The 17977-nt window shown below is 59.7% G+C and carries 16 protein-coding genes; 4 read left to right on the plus strand and 12 right to left on the minus strand.

What is annotated here, in order from left to right:
• Positions 1 to 36: 36 nt before the first annotated feature.
• A complete protein-coding gene (gene guaB / locus ADB02_RS07500) occupies positions 37 to 1566 on the minus strand; it encodes an IMP dehydrogenase (RefSeq protein ID WP_016422119.1) in 1530 nt (509 codons plus the stop codon).
• A gap of 263 nt (positions 1567 to 1829) precedes the next feature.
• Between guaB and ADB02_RS07505 the strand changes: the two genes are divergently transcribed.
• Together ADB02_RS07505 and ADB02_RS07510 are read left to right on the plus strand one after the other, a co-directional pair.
• Positions 1830 to 2198, plus strand: coding sequence for a DUF5319 domain-containing protein (locus tag ADB02_RS07505; RefSeq protein ID WP_038629374.1), 369 nt, complete (start codon positions 1830 to 1832; stop codon positions 2196 to 2198).
• 137 nt (positions 2199 to 2335) lie between these two features.
• Positions 2336 to 2659 carry a WhiB family transcriptional regulator gene (locus ADB02_RS07510; protein ID WP_016422117.1) on the plus strand — a complete coding sequence of 108 codons (324 nt, stop codon included), beginning with the start codon at positions 2336 to 2338 and terminating at the stop codon, positions 2657 to 2659.
• A 119-nt stretch (positions 2660 to 2778) separates the two neighbouring features.
• Here ADB02_RS07510 and groL read toward each other — a convergent pair whose 3' ends face one another.
• The 10 genes from groL to ADB02_RS07560 form a co-directional block, all read right to left on the minus strand.
• The gene (gene groL, locus ADB02_RS07515) at positions 2779 to 4383 is read right to left on the minus strand and encodes a chaperonin GroEL (protein WP_049190355.1); all 1605 of its coding nucleotides are present in this window, start codon (positions 4381 to 4383) and stop codon (positions 2779 to 2781) included.
• A gap of 19 nt (positions 4384 to 4402) precedes the next feature.
• The gene (groES, locus tag ADB02_RS07520) at positions 4403 to 4702 is read right to left on the minus strand and encodes a co-chaperone GroES (protein WP_005510054.1); all 300 of its coding nucleotides are present in this window, start codon (positions 4700 to 4702) and stop codon (positions 4403 to 4405) included.
• A 156-nt stretch (positions 4703 to 4858) separates the two neighbouring features.
• Positions 4859 to 5512, minus strand: coding sequence for a hypothetical protein (locus tag ADB02_RS07525; protein ID WP_049190356.1), 654 nt, complete (start codon positions 5510 to 5512; stop codon positions 4859 to 4861).
• Positions 5513 to 5615: 103 nt separating this feature from the next.
• Positions 5616 to 6695: a tRNA (adenosine(37)-N6)-threonylcarbamoyltransferase complex transferase subunit TsaD gene (tsaD, locus tag ADB02_RS07530; protein WP_049190412.1), complete on the minus strand. Its 1080-nt coding sequence runs from the start codon at positions 6693 to 6695 to the stop codon at positions 5616 to 5618.
• Between the two features lie 58 nt (positions 6696 to 6753).
• Positions 6754 to 7182 carry a hypothetical protein gene (locus tag ADB02_RS07535; RefSeq protein WP_042388422.1) on the minus strand — a complete coding sequence of 143 codons (429 nt, stop codon included), beginning with the start codon at positions 7180 to 7182 and terminating at the stop codon, positions 6754 to 6756.
• Positions 7183 to 7237: 55 nt separating this feature from the next.
• Positions 7238 to 8974, minus strand: coding sequence for a pyruvate dehydrogenase (locus tag ADB02_RS07540; protein ID WP_016422112.1), 1737 nt, complete (start codon positions 8972 to 8974; stop codon positions 7238 to 7240).
• Positions 8975 to 9012: 38 nt separating this feature from the next.
• A complete protein-coding gene (rimI, locus tag ADB02_RS07545) occupies positions 9013 to 9492 on the minus strand; it encodes a ribosomal protein S18-alanine N-acetyltransferase (protein WP_049190359.1) in 480 nt (159 codons plus the stop codon).
• Complete coding sequence (gene tsaB, locus ADB02_RS07550) at positions 9489 to 10139, minus strand: tRNA (adenosine(37)-N6)-threonylcarbamoyltransferase complex dimerization subunit type 1 TsaB (protein ID WP_049190362.1); 651 nt, start codon at positions 10137 to 10139, stop codon at positions 9489 to 9491. The genes rimI and tsaB overlap by 4 nt, the downstream gene beginning before the upstream one ends.
• 30 nt (positions 10140 to 10169) lie before the next feature.
• Positions 10170 to 11783, minus strand: coding sequence for an alanine racemase (alr, locus tag ADB02_RS07555; protein WP_049190365.1), 1614 nt, complete (start codon positions 11781 to 11783; stop codon positions 10170 to 10172).
• On the minus strand, positions 11780 to 13450 hold the full coding sequence (locus tag ADB02_RS07560; RefSeq protein WP_049190367.1) for a bifunctional ADP-dependent NAD(P)H-hydrate dehydratase/NAD(P)H-hydrate epimerase: 1671 nt from the start codon (positions 13448 to 13450) through the stop codon (positions 11780 to 11782). Before ADB02_RS07560 ends, alr begins: the two co-directional genes overlap by 4 nt.
• 24 nt (positions 13451 to 13474) lie before the next feature.
• Between ADB02_RS07560 and ADB02_RS07565 the strand changes: the two genes are divergently transcribed.
• Both ADB02_RS07565 and ADB02_RS07570 read left to right on the plus strand, forming a co-directional pair.
• Positions 13475 to 14536: an esterase/lipase family protein gene (locus ADB02_RS07565; protein ID WP_049190370.1), complete on the plus strand. Its 1062-nt coding sequence runs from the start codon at positions 13475 to 13477 to the stop codon at positions 14534 to 14536.
• 218 nt (positions 14537 to 14754) lie between these two features.
• On the plus strand, positions 14755 to 16107 hold the full coding sequence (locus tag ADB02_RS07570) for an HNH endonuclease signature motif containing protein (protein WP_049190373.1): 1353 nt from the start codon (positions 14755 to 14757) through the stop codon (positions 16105 to 16107).
• On the opposite strand, the gene glmS is transcribed toward ADB02_RS07570, so the two are convergent.
• Positions 16090 to 17964 carry a glutamine--fructose-6-phosphate transaminase (isomerizing) gene (glmS, locus tag ADB02_RS07575; RefSeq protein WP_049190374.1) on the minus strand — a complete coding sequence of 625 codons (1875 nt, stop codon included), beginning with the start codon at positions 17962 to 17964 and terminating at the stop codon, positions 16090 to 16092. The two genes, ADB02_RS07570 and glmS, sit on opposite strands and share 18 nt — an antisense overlap.
• Between the last annotated feature and the right edge of the window lie 13 nt (positions 17965 to 17977).

Here is a 17977-nt window from a genome sequence, read left to right on the forward strand (position 1 = left end):
TGCCCTTTCCGTGGAATTTAACTCGACTAAGCCAGTTTAGCGCTGGTAGTAGTTCGGCGCTTCGACAGTCATCTGGATATCGTGCGGGTGCGACTCGCGCAGGCCTGCAGCGGTGATCTGGACGAACTGTGCGTCGTGCAGCTGCTCGACGGTAGCGGAACCGGTGTAGCCCATAGCTGCACGCAGACCACCGACCAGCTGGTGAACGATGGAGTCGATACTGCCGCGGAACGGAACACGACCCTCAATGCCTTCCGGAACCAGCTTCTCTTCGCTCTTGACATCAGCCTGGAAGTAGCGGTCCTTGGAGTAGGAGCGCTTCTCACCGGTCAGGCCGCGGCCCTGCATGGCACCCAGCGAGCCCATGCCACGGTACATCTTGTACTGCTTGCCGTTGACGAAGGTGACCTCACCCGGAGCCTCAGCGGTACCGGCCAGCATCGAACCGAGCATGACGGAGGATGCCCCGGCTGCCAGAGCCTTGGCGATGTCGCCGGAGAACTGCATACCGCCATCGGCGATAATCGGAACGCCAGCCTTCTTAGCTGCGACAGAGGCTTCCATGATGGCGGTGATCTGCGGGGCGCCCACACCTGCGACAACGCGAGTGGTGCAAATCGAGCCTGGGCCGATACCGACCTTGATGGCATCTGCACCCGCGTCAATCATGGCCTGTGCAGCGCCACGGGTAGCCAGGTTGCCGCCGATAATCTGGATGTTCTCGCCGAATTCCTTCTTAACGCGGGAGACCATCTCAAGTACACCTGAGTTGTGGGCGTGAGCGGTATCAACAACGAGCACGTCTACGCCTGCGTCAGCCAATGCGTGCGCGCGCTTCCAGGAGTCCTCGCCGGTACCGATGCCAGCACCGACCAGCAGACGGCCGGAACCATCCTTGGAAGCATTCGGGTACTGATCCTTCTTGACGAAGTCCTTGACGGTAATCAGACCAGTCAGGCGGCCTTCGCCATCGACGATCGGCAGCTTCTCCACCTTGTGAGCGCGCAGCAGGTTCAGCGCCGCATCGCCAGACACACCCTGCTCAGCCACGACCAGCGGCATCGGGGTCATGATTTCGGAAACCTTGCGGTTCAGGTCTGCCTCAAAACGCATGTCGCGGTTGGTGCAGATACCGACCAGCTTGCCGTCCTTGTCGACGACCGGCAGGCCCGAGATGCGGTAACGAGCGCACTTGGCATCTACTTCGGCGATGGTGTCATCCGGGGAACAGGTCACCGGGTCGGACACCATGCCAGCCTCAGAGCGCTTCACAATCTCGACCTGCTGCGCCTGCTCCTCAATGGACAGGTTGCGGTGCAGGATACCCATACCGCCCTGGCGGGCCATAGCAACAGCCATGCGGGCCTCGGTGACGGTGTCCATAGCAGCGGACACAACCGGAATGTTCAGACGCAGCTCACGAGTGAGCTGCGTCGAAGTATCAACGCCGGAGGGGATAACGTCCGAAGCATCCGGCAGCAGCAGGACGTCATCGAATGTAAGGCCGACTAGTGGAATCTTGTTGGGATTGTCTCCGCCGAGGCTAATTCCCGTGGGGTTGGTCATGGACTCCTCCTGCTCCACCCTTGCCGACATCCGGCCAGGGGCGCTATCGCTTCGTGGTTGCCAAACGTTATATACAGGGTAGTCCTTCAGTGATGAAACGCGACAATTAGGCGGAGCGACAGGTACCCGACAAGGGTTAGCCGAAAGCTAGCTGAGGGTTATTCCAAGGTGAACTAAACCCCAACTAAGTGCATCGCCAATCGACAGGATTGCCGTACAGAGCTGTTACGGTAGTGGTTGTGAACCACAACTTTTTCTCATCCATGCCGCGGGATCCGTTCGAAGGAGATCCCAATGACCCGGCAAGCTTTCTCGAGCCGGATGAGCCGTTTGCTCCACTGACAGACCAGGAACGTCGAGAGGTTCTTGAAGATCTGGCCGCAGTTCGCCTATTCCGTACCGCTTTGAGCCCAGAGGGATTACTGGGCGTCTGCATGTTGTGTGAGGACTGCGGTGACGAGCACTTTTATAACTGGGAGGTTTTGGAAAACCACTACCTGATGCTCCTGTCTGGACAGGCATCTCCGGTTCACGAGCCACAATTCGATCCAGACCCCTCCCGTTACGCCCCATGGGACTACTGCGCAGGCTTTGTCGACGGTCTGCGTTCTCGACGACCTGGCCGTTTCTAAAAATTTGGTAAGAGTTTGACGGAATTGTTTGCATAGTATCCCGGCTGGCCTCCTTAGGTTTACCAACCGTTCATTGTTGGCCTCCACACTTGAGCTCACTGCTTCAAGAAAGCTCAATGAAGGAGACATCAATTCCGATGACGTACATCGACCACTTGCCCGGGCCCAATGCGGATTTGTGGGATTGGCAGCTGCACGGCTCGTGCCGCGGGCAGGACTCCGCGACCTTCTTCCACCCGGAAGGCGAGCGCGGACGCGCACGCAGCCTGCGTGAAGCCCGTGCGAAGGCTATCTGCCGTTCTTGCCCTGTTCTTATGCAGTGCCGTAGTCACGCACTCAAGGTTGGTGAGCCATACGGTGTCTGGGGCGGTCTCAGCGAATCTGAACGAAATGAAATCCTTCGAGCTAAGCCGGCTGCACGTGAACGCGAACTTGAACGCGTTCTAGTCACTGCCATGTAGTCCCTCTCCTCTCTCGGACTCCAGCCAGTTCACATAAAAACCAAAATGCTCCCCACCCTCAGATTGAAAGGTGGGGAGCATTTTACGTGCCAAAGGCCCGGGCACTAGCTCACTTGCGATTAGTGAGCGTGATCGTGCTCTGGTTCCTCTTCCGGCTTATCCACAACGGAAGCCTCAGTGGTCAGCAGCATACGCGCCACGGAGGTTGCGTTGACGACTGCGGAGTGAGTGACCTTGACCGGGTCAATGACGCCGGACTCAATCAGGTTCTCGTAAGTGTCAGTAGCAGCGTTGTAGCCGTTGCCGTTCTCCAGCTCACCAATGTGGTAGACAACGACAGCGCCGTCCTTACCAGCATTCTCAGCAATCCAGAAAGCCGGACGGGTCAGAGCCTTGGCAACTGCACGGACACCGACTGCCTCGTCGCCCTCGAACTCGTCAGCGAATGCCTCGAGTTCACGGGAGATCTGCACCAGTACGGAACCGCCACCGGCGATGACGCCTTCCTGAGCTGCCGCACGAGCAGCGTTAATGGCGTCCTCGACACGCAGCTTGCGCTCGTTGACCTCGGTCTCGGTAGCAGCGCCGACCTTAATGACAGCCACGCCGCCAGAGAGCTTCGCCAGACGCTCTTCCAGCTTCTCGCGGTCCCAGTCCGAGTCAGTGCGCTCAATCTCGGCACGAATCTGGTTACGACGCTCTTCCACAGCCTCAGCGGTGCCGGCACCGTCAACCAGAACGGTCTCGTCCTTGGTAATGGTGATACGGCGTGCGTTACCCAGCACCTCAAGTCCAACGTCCTTCAGCTGCATGCCAGTGTCAGCCGTAACGACGGTTGCACCGGTGACAACTGCCAGGTCATCCATGAACGCCTTACGACGGTCACCGAAGTACGGTGCCTTCACTGCGGCAACCTTCAAGGTCTTGCGCATAGCGTTGATGACCAGTGCGGACAGCGCCTCGCCCTCGATATCCTCAGCCATAATCAGAGTCGGCTTGCCGGACTCGGCAATCTTCTCCAGAATCGGCAGGAACTCCGGCAGGGAGGAAATCTTCTCGCGGACCAGCAGCACCTGTGCACCGTCGAGAATTGCCTGCTGAGCCTCGACGTCGGTAATGAAGTACGGCGAGAGGAAGCCCTTGTTGAAGGACACGCCCTCGGTCACGGACAGCTCGGTGGCAATCGACTGCGACTCCTCCACAGAGACGACGCCGTCCTTGCCAACCTTGTCCATGGCACCTGCAACCAGGTCACCGATTTCAGTGTCGCGCGAGGAAACGGTTGCCACCTGTGCGATGGCAGCAGAGCTGCTGACCGGGGTGGCGCGCTGCTTCAGCAGCTCAACCGCCTTGTCGGATGCAGCGTGAATACCACGGTTCAGCGAAATCGGGTTTGCGCCGGCTGCAACGTTGCGCAGCCCCTCGTGGACCAGCGCCTGTGCCAGCAGCGTTGCGGTAGTAGTACCGTCACCGGCAACGTCATTGGTCTTGACCGCAACGGACTTAACCAACTGCGCGCCGAGGTTCTCAAACGGATCCTCAACGTCGATGTCGCGGGCGATGGTCACACCGTCATTGGTGACCAGCGGACCGCCGAAGGCCTTGTCCAGGACAACGTTGCGACCCTTCGGGCCAAGCGTGACCTTGACTGCGTCGGCAAGCGTGTCCACACCGCGCTTGAGGCCTTCGCGAGCCTCTTCGTTAAAAGCAATAAGCTTCGCCATGTGTGGGTACGTCCTCCCTTTAGTTCTCGATAACAGCCAGGATGTCGCGCTGCGACAGCAGCAGGTACTCTTCGCCCTGGTACTTCAGCTCAGTGCCGCCGTACTTGGAGAAGATGACGATGTCACCCTCCTTGACGTCCATAGGAATGCGGTCATCGTCATCGGCCCAACGACCCGGACCAACTGCGATAACGGTAGCCTCCTGTGGCTTCTCCTTAGCGGAGTCCGGGATAACCAGGCCAGAAGCCGTGGTGGTCTCTGCTTCGTTGATCTGGACGAGGACGCGATCCTCCAGCGGCTTGATGTTGACGTTCGCCACGATGAATTCCTCCATACATGCGGTGATGTGATGTTCTTGTGCCGGTTGGTCTGCCGTGCACAGCCGTCGTCGCGGGTGAACAACTGTGTGTCAAACAACCTTCGTTAGCACTCTACCCCTGCAAGTGCTAACACTCAACAATAGTGAGCGCTAATGCTAATTGGTCAGCTTGTCGGGGTTACACGCCATACGACCGAACACAGTAACCGTCATTCCGTGTTCCTTGATGTACTCATCGCTAAAGCACGGGCCACCAGAACCGGTTGTGTAGTTACTGTCTGGCTCCTTCCTTTGCCAGGCACCTTCGTCCCATTGGTAGACCGCCAGTCCACCACTGTTTGCGCGCCCACCCAGCGCCCACCATCCGTCACAGGCGACGATCGTAAAGTTTTCCTCCGTAGTCGGGAACGCCGACGCCTCGCAATCCCCACTAATCGGATAATCGGGCGTAGCCTTACTCATGGTTTCCCTCGTCTTGGTTTTCTCCGGCGACTTCACCTTCACGGTCTCCGTCGCAGTCGCAGTAACAGTGAGCTTTGGCGCTACTTCATCCTTTGCACCTGCACCAAACCATTGCTCACCCCGACCACTCGCAACTAGGTAAAGCACCGCTGCCACAGCGACGATCACCACAAGCAACAGCGCGACGACTGCCCATAACACTCCCCGACCACGACCGCGCTGATGTTCAACTTGCGGTGTTTGCGGTGCTTGCGTTGTTTGCAGTTCACCCTGCGGTGCAAACAGCTCAGTCTGATTATGCGAATTATCGGATGGCTGAAGTTCCCACTCGCTGTAGTCTTTACTCATTTTTGGGCAAGCGCTTTCCTGTAATTGTCCTGCGATCCATGCCAGAGAAACAAGTCAAAGTCAGTTAACGAAATTTAACATGGATCCGAGGGGCAATCACTGCTTATTGCATTACAGGATCTTCCACTGGCATCGATGGGTCGGTCGGGCAGGCGTAGCCAGAGGGCTTGACCCCCGCGGCAATGAGGTAGGCGGCAGCTGCGCCAATCATGACACCGTTGTCGGTGCACAACCTAATCGGTGGCACGTGCAGCGTAATTCCCGCCGAGGTAGCTCGCGCCGCTGCAAGTTCACGCAACCTCGAGTTCGCAGCCACACCACCACCGAGCAGCAGCGTAGTGGCCCCCACATCCTGAGCTGCGCGAACGGCCTTCTTGGTCAATACATCGCAGACCGCCTCCTGGAAGGAAGCACAGACGTCCTCTACGGAGTATTCACGACCTTCCTTCTCTGCCGCCTCGACATAGCGAGCCACGGCGGTTTTCAAGCCGGAGAAGGAGAAGTCATGGCGCGCATCCTGCTGGCGCATCATGGCGCGAGGAAACGCGATGGCCTTGCGATTTCCCTGCTTAGCCAACTTATCGATAATCGGGCCGCCCGGGTAACCCAACCCAAGCAGCCTCGAAACCTTGTCGTATGCCTCTCCGGCTGCGTCGTCAAGCGTCGATCCGAGCTCCTCCATCGGACGACCAACCCCCTGTACGCGCAGCAGCTGCGTGTGCCCGCCGGAAACCAAGAGCGCCACTGCGTTGGACAAATCCGCGCCGTCGAGAGCTCCGACAGCAACGTGGCCACCAAGGTGATTAATGCCGTAGAAAGGCACACCCCAGGCGGCGGCATAAGCCTTCGCGCCTGCCGAACCGACCAGCAGCGCACCAGCGAGACCGGGTCCCACGGTAGCGGCGACGGCATCTGGGATAAAAGTATCGATACCGAGCTTGGCAGCTGCTTGCGCGCGCGCCTCGGAGACTACTGGCTGCAGGGCTTCCAAATGAGCGCGGGAAGCAATCTCCGGGACCACACCACCGAAGCGGGCGTGCTGTTCCATGGAGGATGCGACGACGTCGGCAAGCACTTCCACCTCGGGAATGGCGGGGGTGCTGGTGTCGGTGTCGTCGTAGCGCACACGCATCACTGCAGCGCCAGTCTCATCGCAGGAACTCTCGATTGCCAGCAGGGTCAACTCGGTCATAGCAGTCATGGTACTAGCGCACCACCGGGTCACTTACCAGCGACCGAGTTTAAATTTCGAGGCGACCGAGGTTCCGCACAGCGGCACGCCAGAGAGCGTATTCCTCTGGGTAGTCATCGCGGTAGTGACGCACGGCGCGCATACCGTGCTTAATACGCTCGATTTCCTCGTCGCCGATATCCTTGCCCTCGGCGTCGACAAATACGACCGTTCCGCAAATTGCGGTGGTGGGGTCGGTAAAGAAAGCCGAGTTGCCCGTAGCAGCCTCATTGCGGCCGAGGGACGCGACCGGATTCGGTTCAGCGCCCTCAGCCTTGGCCGTCGGGTTGTAGAGAGCGGCGTAATCGGCGCCGTCTTCCTGAAACGCCACCGAAACACGGTCGGAGGAAACTCCGCCGAGGAATGTAGCAGCGGCCTCCAACTCAAATTCGACGATGCGATGCGTCAGGTCAGGGTTCACCAGAAAACCTTTAATCATGGAAACAGAGGTACCGCACCGCACCCGCTCCCGCATCTCGAGAGCGCTACCCCCACTATGGCCGCGGGATGTTGCGGAGGTTCGACCGTGCCATGTTGATCATCTGACCAACGCCGCCGCCGAAGACGGTGCGAGTAGCGGCCTTGGAGAATCCCATCAGCATGTCCCAGGTGATGTTTGCCGGGATGGACAGGGCATTCGGGTCGGTGATCATATCCACCAGCACCGGACCGTCGTATGCCAGCGCCTCTTGAATCAGGCGAGGCGCATCGGCCGGATCTTCAATTCGGATGGCCTTGATACCCAACGACTCTGCGACTCCGGCGTAGTCCACTGCGTCGTGGTCGGTCTCGTGCTCCGGCAGCCCCTGAACCAGCATTTCCAGCTTGACCATGCCGAGCGAGGAGTTATTGAACACAAACATCTTGATGGGCAGCTGCTCCTGCTTCACGGTGATGAGCTCACCGAGCAGCATTGACAGGCCACCGTCACCGTTGAAGGTAATGACCTGACGGTCCCGGTCAGCAGCCTGCACACCAATGGCCTGCGACAGTGCATTGGCCATGGTGCCGTGACGGAAAGAACCAATCTGCTCTCGCTTGCCATTCGGCGTGACGTAGCGTGCAGCCCAGACATTGCCCATGCCGGTATCCACGGTGAAGACGGCATCGTCATCGGCGTACTTATCAATCAGGTCGGCCACATACTCCGGGTGAATCGGTCGCATGTTCTCAACGTCGTGGGTGTATGCCTCGATGACGTGGCTGAGCAGGCGCTCGTGGTTCCGCAGCTGCTTGTCCAGGAAGGAACGGTCAGTCTTTTCATCCAGGTGCGGCAGGATGGTTTCAATCGTGGCAGCCACATCGCCGACGACTGGGTACTTCACCGTGGTACGACGACCGATGGCACGACCATCGATATCGACCTGGGCGACGTTCTTGGTCGGCAGGAAGTCGTTGTACGGGAAGTCAGTACCGAGCAGAATCAACAGATCAGCATCGTTGGAGGCATCGTGGCAGGCGCCGTAGCCCAGCAGGCCGGACATGCCGACGTCATAGGGGTTGTCGTACTGGATGTACATCTTGCCACCCAGCGCATGTCCCACCGGTGACTTAATCTTCTCCGCAAGCTTGAGCACCTGTTCGCGGGCGTCCTTCACACCTGCGCCACAGAAAAGCGTGACGGTTTTAGCCTCGTTGATTGCGTCGGCAAGCGCGGCGGCCTGGCCGGCGTCAGGGAATACGACTGGGCGACCGCTGCTGATAGTGGAGGTGACGAACTCATCATTTTCCACTTCATGCGTTGTAATGTCGCCCGGCAGAACCAGCACGGAAACACCGTGGCCAGTCATGGTCGACTGGATAGCGTGATGCAAAACGACGCCACCCTGCTCAGCGGAGTTGACCATCTCGCAGTAACCGGAGCACTCGTTGAAGATGAACTCCGGATGGGTCTCCTGGAAGAAGTTCGAGCCAATCTGGCGGGAAGGAATGTGCGATGCCAGCGCCAGCACCTTTGCGCCGTTGCGGTGGGAGTCATACAGGCCCTGAATGAGGTGGGTATTACCCGGGCCACAGGAGGCCGCACACACTGCTAATTCGCCGGTGACCAGGGACTCCGCGCCGGCGGCGAAGGCGGCAGCCTCTTCGTTGCGAACGTGCACCCACTCAATGGAGGACTCGCGCACAGCGTCGACAATGGGGTTCAAACTATCTCCAACGAGTCCGAAGATTCGCTTGACACCCTGCTTCTCTAGGGTTTCTACGAGCTGTTTTGCAAAGGTTTTAGCCATGTGCCTGGTTTAACGCAGATTAGTCAATACGTCAACATCTAGCTGGCCAACTCAGGCCGACACATCGTGTACGCATCCGCCCCAGAGCCCGGATAATAGTTCTTTCGCAGCCCCATATTTTCGAAGCCATAGCGCCGATACATAGCGATTGCGGGTTCGTTATCTGTGCGAACTTCCAAAAACACCGGGCCCGGATCCTCCGCCACAGCTGCCATCAGCGCGTCCATCAGCTGCGTCCCAAAGCCCCGGCGCTGCCACTTCTTCCCCACCCCGATGGTGTGAATCTCGTATTCGGCGGCCCCCGCAGGCCCCAGCTTGGTAATCCCCGCATAGCCGCACAGTTCTTCGTCCTCGTCTACATCTGCAATCAGCCCGACGTAGAAATTGTTCGGCGCGGCCAGCTCTGCCATAAAGGCCGATTCCGGCCAGGGATCGTCGCCGGCAAACAGCTCCGCCTCAATCGCCGCACACGCCTTGGCCGCAGGAGGTCCGAGACGCACTAGCTTGACGACGCTCATCTCATAGCCTTCGGGACAACGGCATCCGGACGGCGCAAGTACAGCGGCACCAGTGGGCCCGGCGCGGAGTCAAAGTCGACCGCTTCAACCATGGCTGTCGGAGTGGGAAAGACTTGTTCGGCAGCAACCTCAAGCCCGGCAATTTGCTCGATGTGGCTGAGACTGCCGCGGGCCTGGCTCGGCGCGAAGTCGGCGGCTTCTGCTGCAAGTTCTTCCTTGAGCAGCTCCATGACGTCGGCTGGCTTGGCCACTGCCGGACCGAAAACCCGCTGGCCATCGCGGTAGGCGGCGAAGTACACCTCGCGGCGGCGGGCATCGGTGACGACCAGTTCATCGCCAACCCCACCCGCAAGCGAATCCAGGCTGCAGATGCCGTAGCAGGGAATTCCCAGAGCGTCGGCGAAGGAGGCTGCGGTGGCCATACCAACGCGCAAGCCCGTAAACGGCCCCGGCCCACAGCCGACAACCACGGCATCTAGCTCGGTTGCCGCCACCCCACTGTCAGTGAGGCACTGCTGAATCAGCGGCACCAGCACCTCGTTGTGCGCACGGGCATCCAGGTGCAGCTTTTCGGCCACGGTTTCACCATCGCGGACAATTCCCGCGGTGACCTGTGGAGTCGATGTGTCAACGGCCAAAATGTTCATACTCAGTAACCTACTTGAACCGACTTGAAGCTACTTGCTCCACGTCCAGGTGACGACGCGGGCATCGTCGTCACGCGAACGATCGATACTCACCTGTAGATAGCGCTCGGAGAGCACCTCGGCGAGCCCCATTCCCCACTCGGCGACCACGACGCTGTCCTCAAGGTCGGTGTCCAAATCGAGCGAGTCCAGCGCATCGAAGGCCTCGCCATCGGAGCCGGGTCCCTCTTCGCCGAAGAGTCGATAGGCGTCGACGTGGATGAGGGTGACGCCGTCGGTTGCCAGCGGACGGTGCTCGCGGGCGATTGTGAACGTCGGCGACGTCACGCGACCGCGCACATTCATGCCGCGGGCGATGCCCTGCGTGAGGGTCGTTTTGCCCGCGCCGAGTGGGCCATCGAGAATCACCAGATCCCCAGCTGCCAACTCCCGGCCAATTTCCTCGCCGAGGTCACGCATGTCCTCAGCGGTTGACGCGAGCCGGCTGCGCACCCACTTTCGCTCGCTACGCCCCTTCGGCGCGGTGAGGATTTCATAGTTAATGGTGCCGGATGCCTCCGCGAGGTCATCGAGACCGGGCTCCCCCAGTGTGGGATCACCGACGATAACCGCAGTGTCGCCGGCCTCGACATCGGTGTCGGGTCCCAGGTCGACGACGAATTGATCCATACACACGCGCCCTACCTGCGGATAGCGTGTGCCATTGATGCTGACCTCGAAATGCCCGGAGGCCGAGCGCATCATGCCGTCGGCATAGCCACAGGGCACGATCCCGACGGTGGTATCGCGGTCAGCTGTCCACGTCTGCCCGTAGGACACCGACTGCCCCGCCGGCAGCTTCTTGACCAAAATGACCGACGCCTCCCACCGCATCGCCGGACGCAATCCATGGGTGGCACCCACAATTGGCTCGCCACCATAAATCGCCAGCCCTGGGCGCACCATGTCGAAGGCCAGGTCCGGACGCGACAACGATGCCGGCGAATTCGCCGCATGGTTAATCAGCTCGTCCAGCCCCGCCTCACGCAGTGCCGCAATCGCAGCACGGAAATTCTGCGCCTGCTTATCGACGCTCTCGTTGCCCGGCTCATCCGCGCACGCAAAGTGCGTGAAAGCACCGGTGATATTCAGAGCACCGGTCTTGTGCAGCTCAACCAGCTGAGCGACCGCATGCTCAAAGTCCCCATTGGCCATAGAGAATCCCGAGCGGCCCAAACCCGTATCGACCATCACCGTCACACGTGGTGTCACCGACAGCGCCCGCCCGGCATTGGCCACGGCCAGCGCATGAACCATCGACGGCAGACCGAGGTCAATATCTGCAGCCACAGCTCGCTGCACCAACGAGGTGGCCGCTGCGTCCCAGATCCAGGCAAGGATGGGGATGGCGTGGCCGTCGTCAAGCGTGGCGCGGAGTTCCTCGCGGAGGGAGAGCGCCTCGTCGATTGTTGCGACACCGAGCTGCGTTGCCCCGCCGGCCAGCGCGGCACGCGCGGTCTGCAGCGCACCCTGCGAGTAGCCGTCCGCCTTGACGACGGCCATGAATTCCGACACCCCTGCGATGGCCTTGACGGTCTTCACATTGTGGGTGATCGCGTCGAGATTAACGGTATGGGTCAGGATGGCTGGTGCCGAGGAAGTCATAGCCGTATTTTGCCACTGCTGCCTTCGTTGGTGAACCATGCGGTGGCATCTCGGATGGATTCAGCGATGTCCTGGGCGCTGCAGGGTGCTGGTCCGAACTCTGTCTGCGCGGCCAAGAATGCGGCGCGAGCGTGAATAATTACTGGTACGTAGAGGGATTCGCCACGCGCTACCCAGGCGCCGAGAAGTCCGGACAGTACATCGCCGGAGCCCGGCGTGGCTGCCCAGGAGCTACCCGCGTCAACCACGACTGTGCGCTGCGTTGTCGGATTGGCAATCACGGTGCGGCGTCCCTTGAGCAGCACTTCACAGGAGAACTGCTCGGCAAGTTCACGGGCATCTGCGATGGCGTTAGTGACCTCGTGCCCGGTAAGGCGCTCAAATTCGCCGGCGTGCGGAGTGAGAACAGTGCGCAGGTTGCGCTCTTGGCCGCGCTCGCGGACGAGCTGTCGGATGTCCTCATGCTTCGACAGCAGCGTCAGTGCGTCAGCGTCGATGACGACTGGTTTGTCGGTGGCCAGAATGTCGCGCAGTTCCTCGGCCGCGCGCTCATCAGTGCCCCGGCCAGGGCCGGCAACCCAGGCGTCGACGCGTACCTCTTTACGATCCACCGAGTCCGACTGCGCAATGACCGTCGACAAGGCCGCGGTGATGCGGTTGCGGGCGGCCGCGTCGCCGACATAGATAACCGCGGGACTGGTCGCATGCACGGCAGCGGTGGCGCACAGCTGACCTGCGCCCGGATACGCTTCGCTTCCGGCAGCGATTCCTGTAACTCCAGTGGAGTACTTGTGGTCAGCTGCACCGGGTTCGAGCGGGGTCATCGCGCCAAGTGGTGCCGGAAAGCTCCCGCCTAGGGCTTCGTAGAACTCCACGGTCGGAGTCTGGTGGTGGACGGCATTGTAGGTACCGTTTTCATAGAGCGTCTGCCCCAGTCCTGGAAGTTCGAGGGAGAAGGCATCGAGCGCAATTTCGTGTAATTCGACGGTGCCACAGGATTCGGACAGCGAGTGCGCGTAGCGCAGACCGCCGAAAGTCACCGTTGTCGTGGCCTCCACGTGAGATGGCAAGTACGGGTTCTGTCTCTCCTCCAAATCAGGGTCTGGATTGATGGTCTGGGCAGGCGGGTCAAAAGTACGCCCAGTATCGGTTTCTACGCCGCTCGGCACATCAACCGCGAGAATGGGAACTTTGCCCAACCGCGCTTCGCGCACCAACCACGCGGCCTCTTCACGCAGCGCGCCGTGACCTCCGAGCCCCACGATGCCGTCGATGATCAGTGCGTAGTCTTCACTAATCGACCACAGAATCTTCGATAAATCCGTCTCCCGGTCACACCCCAACGGCAGCACCCGCCCACCTGCGAGTTCAAAAGCTTTCAGTGCCCGCTCGTGTGGCTTCGAGCCCAGCAAAACCGCATCCACGCCATGCCCATCCGAGGACAAGTTTCGGCCAGCATAGAGTGCATCGCCACCATTGCCTCCCGATCCAACCAACAGCAGCACGCGACCGCGACCAGGCTCCGGAGATGCCTCTGAGAGCATCCGCTCCGCCACCTCCGACACAGCGGCGGCTGCGTGGCGCATGAGTTCGTCGTCACGCGTTTGTGCGTCCAGATAGGGCTGTTCCGCGGCGCGAATTTCGGCAGCTGTGTAGCAGTACGTCATAAACCCAGCCTACGATTAGCCCCTATGGATGACTACTCCCCGAGCACGCGAGTTTTCGGCCCTCTACTGCGCGCCTTTCCCCAGGCATACCTGCGCTCGTTGCGTCATCCCGAATGGATCCCCCACGGCGTGCAGGACGTTCGCGAAATCCTCGACGGCAAAATCACTCCCGACCTGGACAGATACAACGGTCGCATACCAATTGTCCTGGTTCACGGCACCTGGATGAACTCGTTCAACTCCTTCGCCATGTTGGGGCCGTTCCTCGCCCGGAATCGCCCCGTATTCTCACTCGATTACGGCTCCGACCCCGCCACGCTGGTCAGCCGTCTCCGTAGCGTCAAAGCCACCACCGATTTAAGCGATGCGCTCGCCGAAGTCACCGACCTTCTCGACCGCTTCCGAGCCCAACTCTCCCTACCCCGCATCGACCTCATCGGTCATTCCCAGGGCGGTCTACACTGCCGCAGTTACGCCAACGCGAGCATCGATTCGCTTTACGACGACGCCCTCAACCATGGCCTCAACGAAGAAGAAGCCGAGCAGTACGCCTCCGACAACAGCCCCGTGCGGGCAGTGATCTCGCTTGCGGGAAACCATCGCGGCACTACTGCGTGGGGCATGCGCCGAAGGCTCAGTGCCCTTGAGCGATGCGGCCTACCGATGCACAAGCTCGTCGACCGCCTTGTCGGCCGTGCCTGCATTCAACAGCTGCTGGACTCTGACTACATTGCGACTCTGAACCGCGCAGCGCGTGGCATTACCCGACGTGGTCCGCACTACCTGAATATCGGCACCCCTTTTGACACCGTGGTTCGCCCGTGGACCGGCGCCTTTTTGCCCGAACAAGAGGGTCACCACATTACGAACGTCAACAATGCCACTGGCGGTGGCGACTGGTCTGATCACCTCGCACTGCTCTACTCCCCCAATACGCTCGAACGCATTCACGAGTTCTTGGAGGAACTGGATGGCGCTGAAGCTGGTGATGTTCCGCATCATCCGCGACAGCGAGTCCTGCCTTTGTACGGCGCCCTGCCGAGGGGCCTCGGACGGAGGAGGCTCGGACGGAGGGGCCGGATCTAATTCAGCACAGAATTTTAGAACATATTTCCAGAATTCTATTGACAGTTTTTCAAACAGGTGTACGATTTGGGTTGTAGGGAAAATTTGTAAGCGAAAGTTCTTTGTCCGGTGCACAGGGGTTGGCGGGACTGGTTGACACAGCCTCTCCATGCTTCTCTCCACCACAGAACTCAATCTTCAATTCTCCGGCGGACACGTAGTAATCAGGGGGATAACCAATGTCATCGCCGCCCACAGAACTTCCAGCACCAGGTCAAAAGCCCTCATGGGCCAACCAGCAATCCGACGACCCGATTAGCAGCGCGGCCCGTGCCATCAACGCCGCAGACCTTCAACTGATCGATATCTGCGCTCCCGGTGAGGAGGTCGATGTCAATCACCATCTTGCCCGCATAAGCATTCGAACCGGCCTTAGCCGCGGCAAGTGTTCTACGCTGTGCGAAATTGCGCTGATGTTCGAACGCCTACCAAAAGTCCGGGCTCTCATCGAATCCACCTTCTGTTTCTCGTTAGCCCATCTCCGCGCCATCGCCAATGGCGTTGCCGGGCTGTCACCAGATCAGTTCGACACGGTAGAGCCCCATCTTTTGGAAATGCTCACTCCGACGCGACCTCGACAAGCAATGGTTGGTGTCTACACGCTGTCTCGTCTAATCGGCGACTTGGTTTCTGAGTACAACGACTGCGCCCGCAACGACGGCACCCAACGGGTTCCAGAAGGCGAAGCGGTCGCACTCTCCGACACGGGCGATGGCAAGCACAAAAAGGTCACAGCAATCCTTGAAAACGACCGCGCGACCGAGCTCATGGCCAGGATTCAGGGGATTCGCAACACAGCAATCAATCGTGGTGAACAGTGCACGCAGGCGGAAGCGCTACTACAGCTGGCACAGAATTCGACCAATGCCGAGATTGTCATCAATGTCTACCGCGAGGTCGGCGGTGGGCCAGCATGGATTGATGGCGTCGGCTGGTTGAGCGAGGTAGCCACCGAAGAATGGCTTGCCCGCGCAACTCACATCCGTATCTCCGCCGACAGCAAGGTGGATGGTTACCGCCCCACCGAGAGCCAGGTGGCTCGCGTCCGTGGGCGTGACGGTACCTGCCGCTTCCCCGGCTGCGACGTCCCGGCAGCCAAGTGCGACCTGGACCATATTCAGCCGTACAACCACGACAATCCCAAGCAGGGCGGGCCGACTGACACTGAGAATCTGCACTGTCTCTGCCGCCGACACCACAATCTAAAAACGCACGAGGGCTGGGATATCGACAGATACCCCGACGGAACAGAAGTGTGGACTTCCCATAATGGGGACACCGCGACTAGCGTTCCGGTTGGGCCGCTAAAGAACGTCGGCAAGCAAACTTTTCATCAGCGTGTGACACGGAAGATGAAGACGATTCAGAAACGCAACCTCGATTGGATGTTGTCATTTTGCCATGTATCCGATGAGGTCTGGGACCTATCCGAGGAAGAAGCAAAACGCATCGAGTCCCTCACGGATGAAGAACTCGATGCGGAGATTGAGCAGTACCGACGAAAGCAGGACGAACTACTCGACGGTGACTGACTTAGCCAGGTTGCGCGGCTTATCGATGTCCTCGTTACCGCACTGGCGAGCAATCTCAGCTGCCAGGAACTGCATTGGAATCGTAGACAACAGCGGCTGGAGCAGCGTGGAGGTCTCCGGGATCTCAATCAGGTAGTTCGCAAAAGGAACCACCGACTGATCCCCTTCTTCGGCAATCACGATGGTCTTGGCACCTCGGGCTCGAATTTCCTGGATGTTGGAGACAATCTTGGAGTGCAGCACGGCGCGCCCCTTCGGCGATGGCACTACGACGACGACCGGAAGATCATCCTCGATGAGTGCAATTGGGCCATGCTTGAGCTCGCCTGCCGGGAACCCCTCTGCGTGAATGTAGGCAAGCTCCTTGAGCTTCAGCGCACCCTCAAGTGCGACTGGGAAACCAACGTGTCGGCCGAGGAAGAGCATCGTCGGAATAGCACCGATTTCCTTGGCCATGTCGATGAACTCATCGCCCTTAGCGACGACCTTGTCAATCAGTGCCGGGATGGTCTCCAGCTCTTCAAACTCGCGAGTGACCTCATCCGGGTACTTAGTGCCGCGTGCCTGGGCCAGAGCCAATCCGACCAAGTAGTTTGCGGCAACCTGCGCCAGGAACGACTTGGTTGCAGCAACACCGATCTCCGGGCCGGCGTGCGTGTAGAGCACGGCGTCAGACTCACGCGGAATCTGTGCACCGTTGGTGTTACAGACAGCCAGCACGCGGGCGCCCTGGCTCTTTGCGTGTCGCACGGCCTCAAGGGTGTCCGCAGTCTCACCCGACTGCGAAATAGCGACCACCAGCGTCTGGCGGTCCAGCACCGGATCGCGGTAGCGGAACTCGGAAGCGACCTCAATCTCGACCGGGATACGAACCCAGTGCTCAATGGCGTACTTGGCCAACAAACCGGAGTGGTATGCGGTACCACAGGCGACGACGAAGACCTTCTCGATGTCACGCAGATCTTGGTCACTCAGGCGGGACTCGTCGAGAACGATGCGGCCGTCAACGAGGTGACCGGCCAACGTATCGCGGACGGCGGCAGCCTGCTCGTGGATTTCCTTCATCATGAAGGAGTCATAGCCACCCTTTTCGGCTGCGGCGAGATCCCAGTCGATGGTGAATGGTCGACCCTGCTGCTCGTTGCCGGCGAAATCCAGAATGCGGTAGTCATCTGCGGTGATGATGACGACGTTGTCCTGCCCCAGCTCCACGGCCTCGCGGGTGTGCGCGATGAAAGCCGCAACATCGGAGCCGAGGAACATTTCGTTTTCGCCCACCCCGACAATCAGCGGAGTGGAGCGACGAGCAGCGATGATGCGATCCGGGTGGTCTGCATGAGTAAACAGCAGCGTGAAAGCACCCTCGAGGCGGTTGAGCACGGACAGCGCAGAGGCCTCGAAATCACCAGCGGTAGATCCGCCGTCGGAACCGTCCAGGGCACGGGCGAGCATGTGCGCGGCGACCTCGGAGTCGGTTTCGGACTTCAGCTCAATGCCGGCATCCTCCAGCTCCTGACGTAGCGGAGCAAAGTTCTCGATAATGCCGTTGTGGACGATAGCCACCTTGCCGTCATAGGACTGGTGTGGGTGGGCATTCTCATCAATTGGGCGACCGTGGGTAGCCCAGCGGGTGTGCCCAATTCCGGTGGTTCCAGTGATTTTGTCGCGCCCATCCGCATCAAGGGCAGCCTCGAGGTTGGCGAGTTTACCGGCCTTCTTCTCTACAGTGATATGCCCCTGATCGTCGACAATGGCAACCCCCGCGGAGTCATAGCCACGGTATTCCATGCGTCGTAGCGCATCGACAGCAATATCCAGGGCGGGCTGATGGCCCACATATCCAACGATTCCACACATGTCCTACAGAATA

Source organism: Corynebacterium sp. 212_CJEI (genome assembly GCF_001055915.1).
Taxonomy (GTDB): Bacteria; Actinomycetota; Actinomycetes; order Mycobacteriales; family Mycobacteriaceae; genus Corynebacterium; species Corynebacterium jeikeium_D.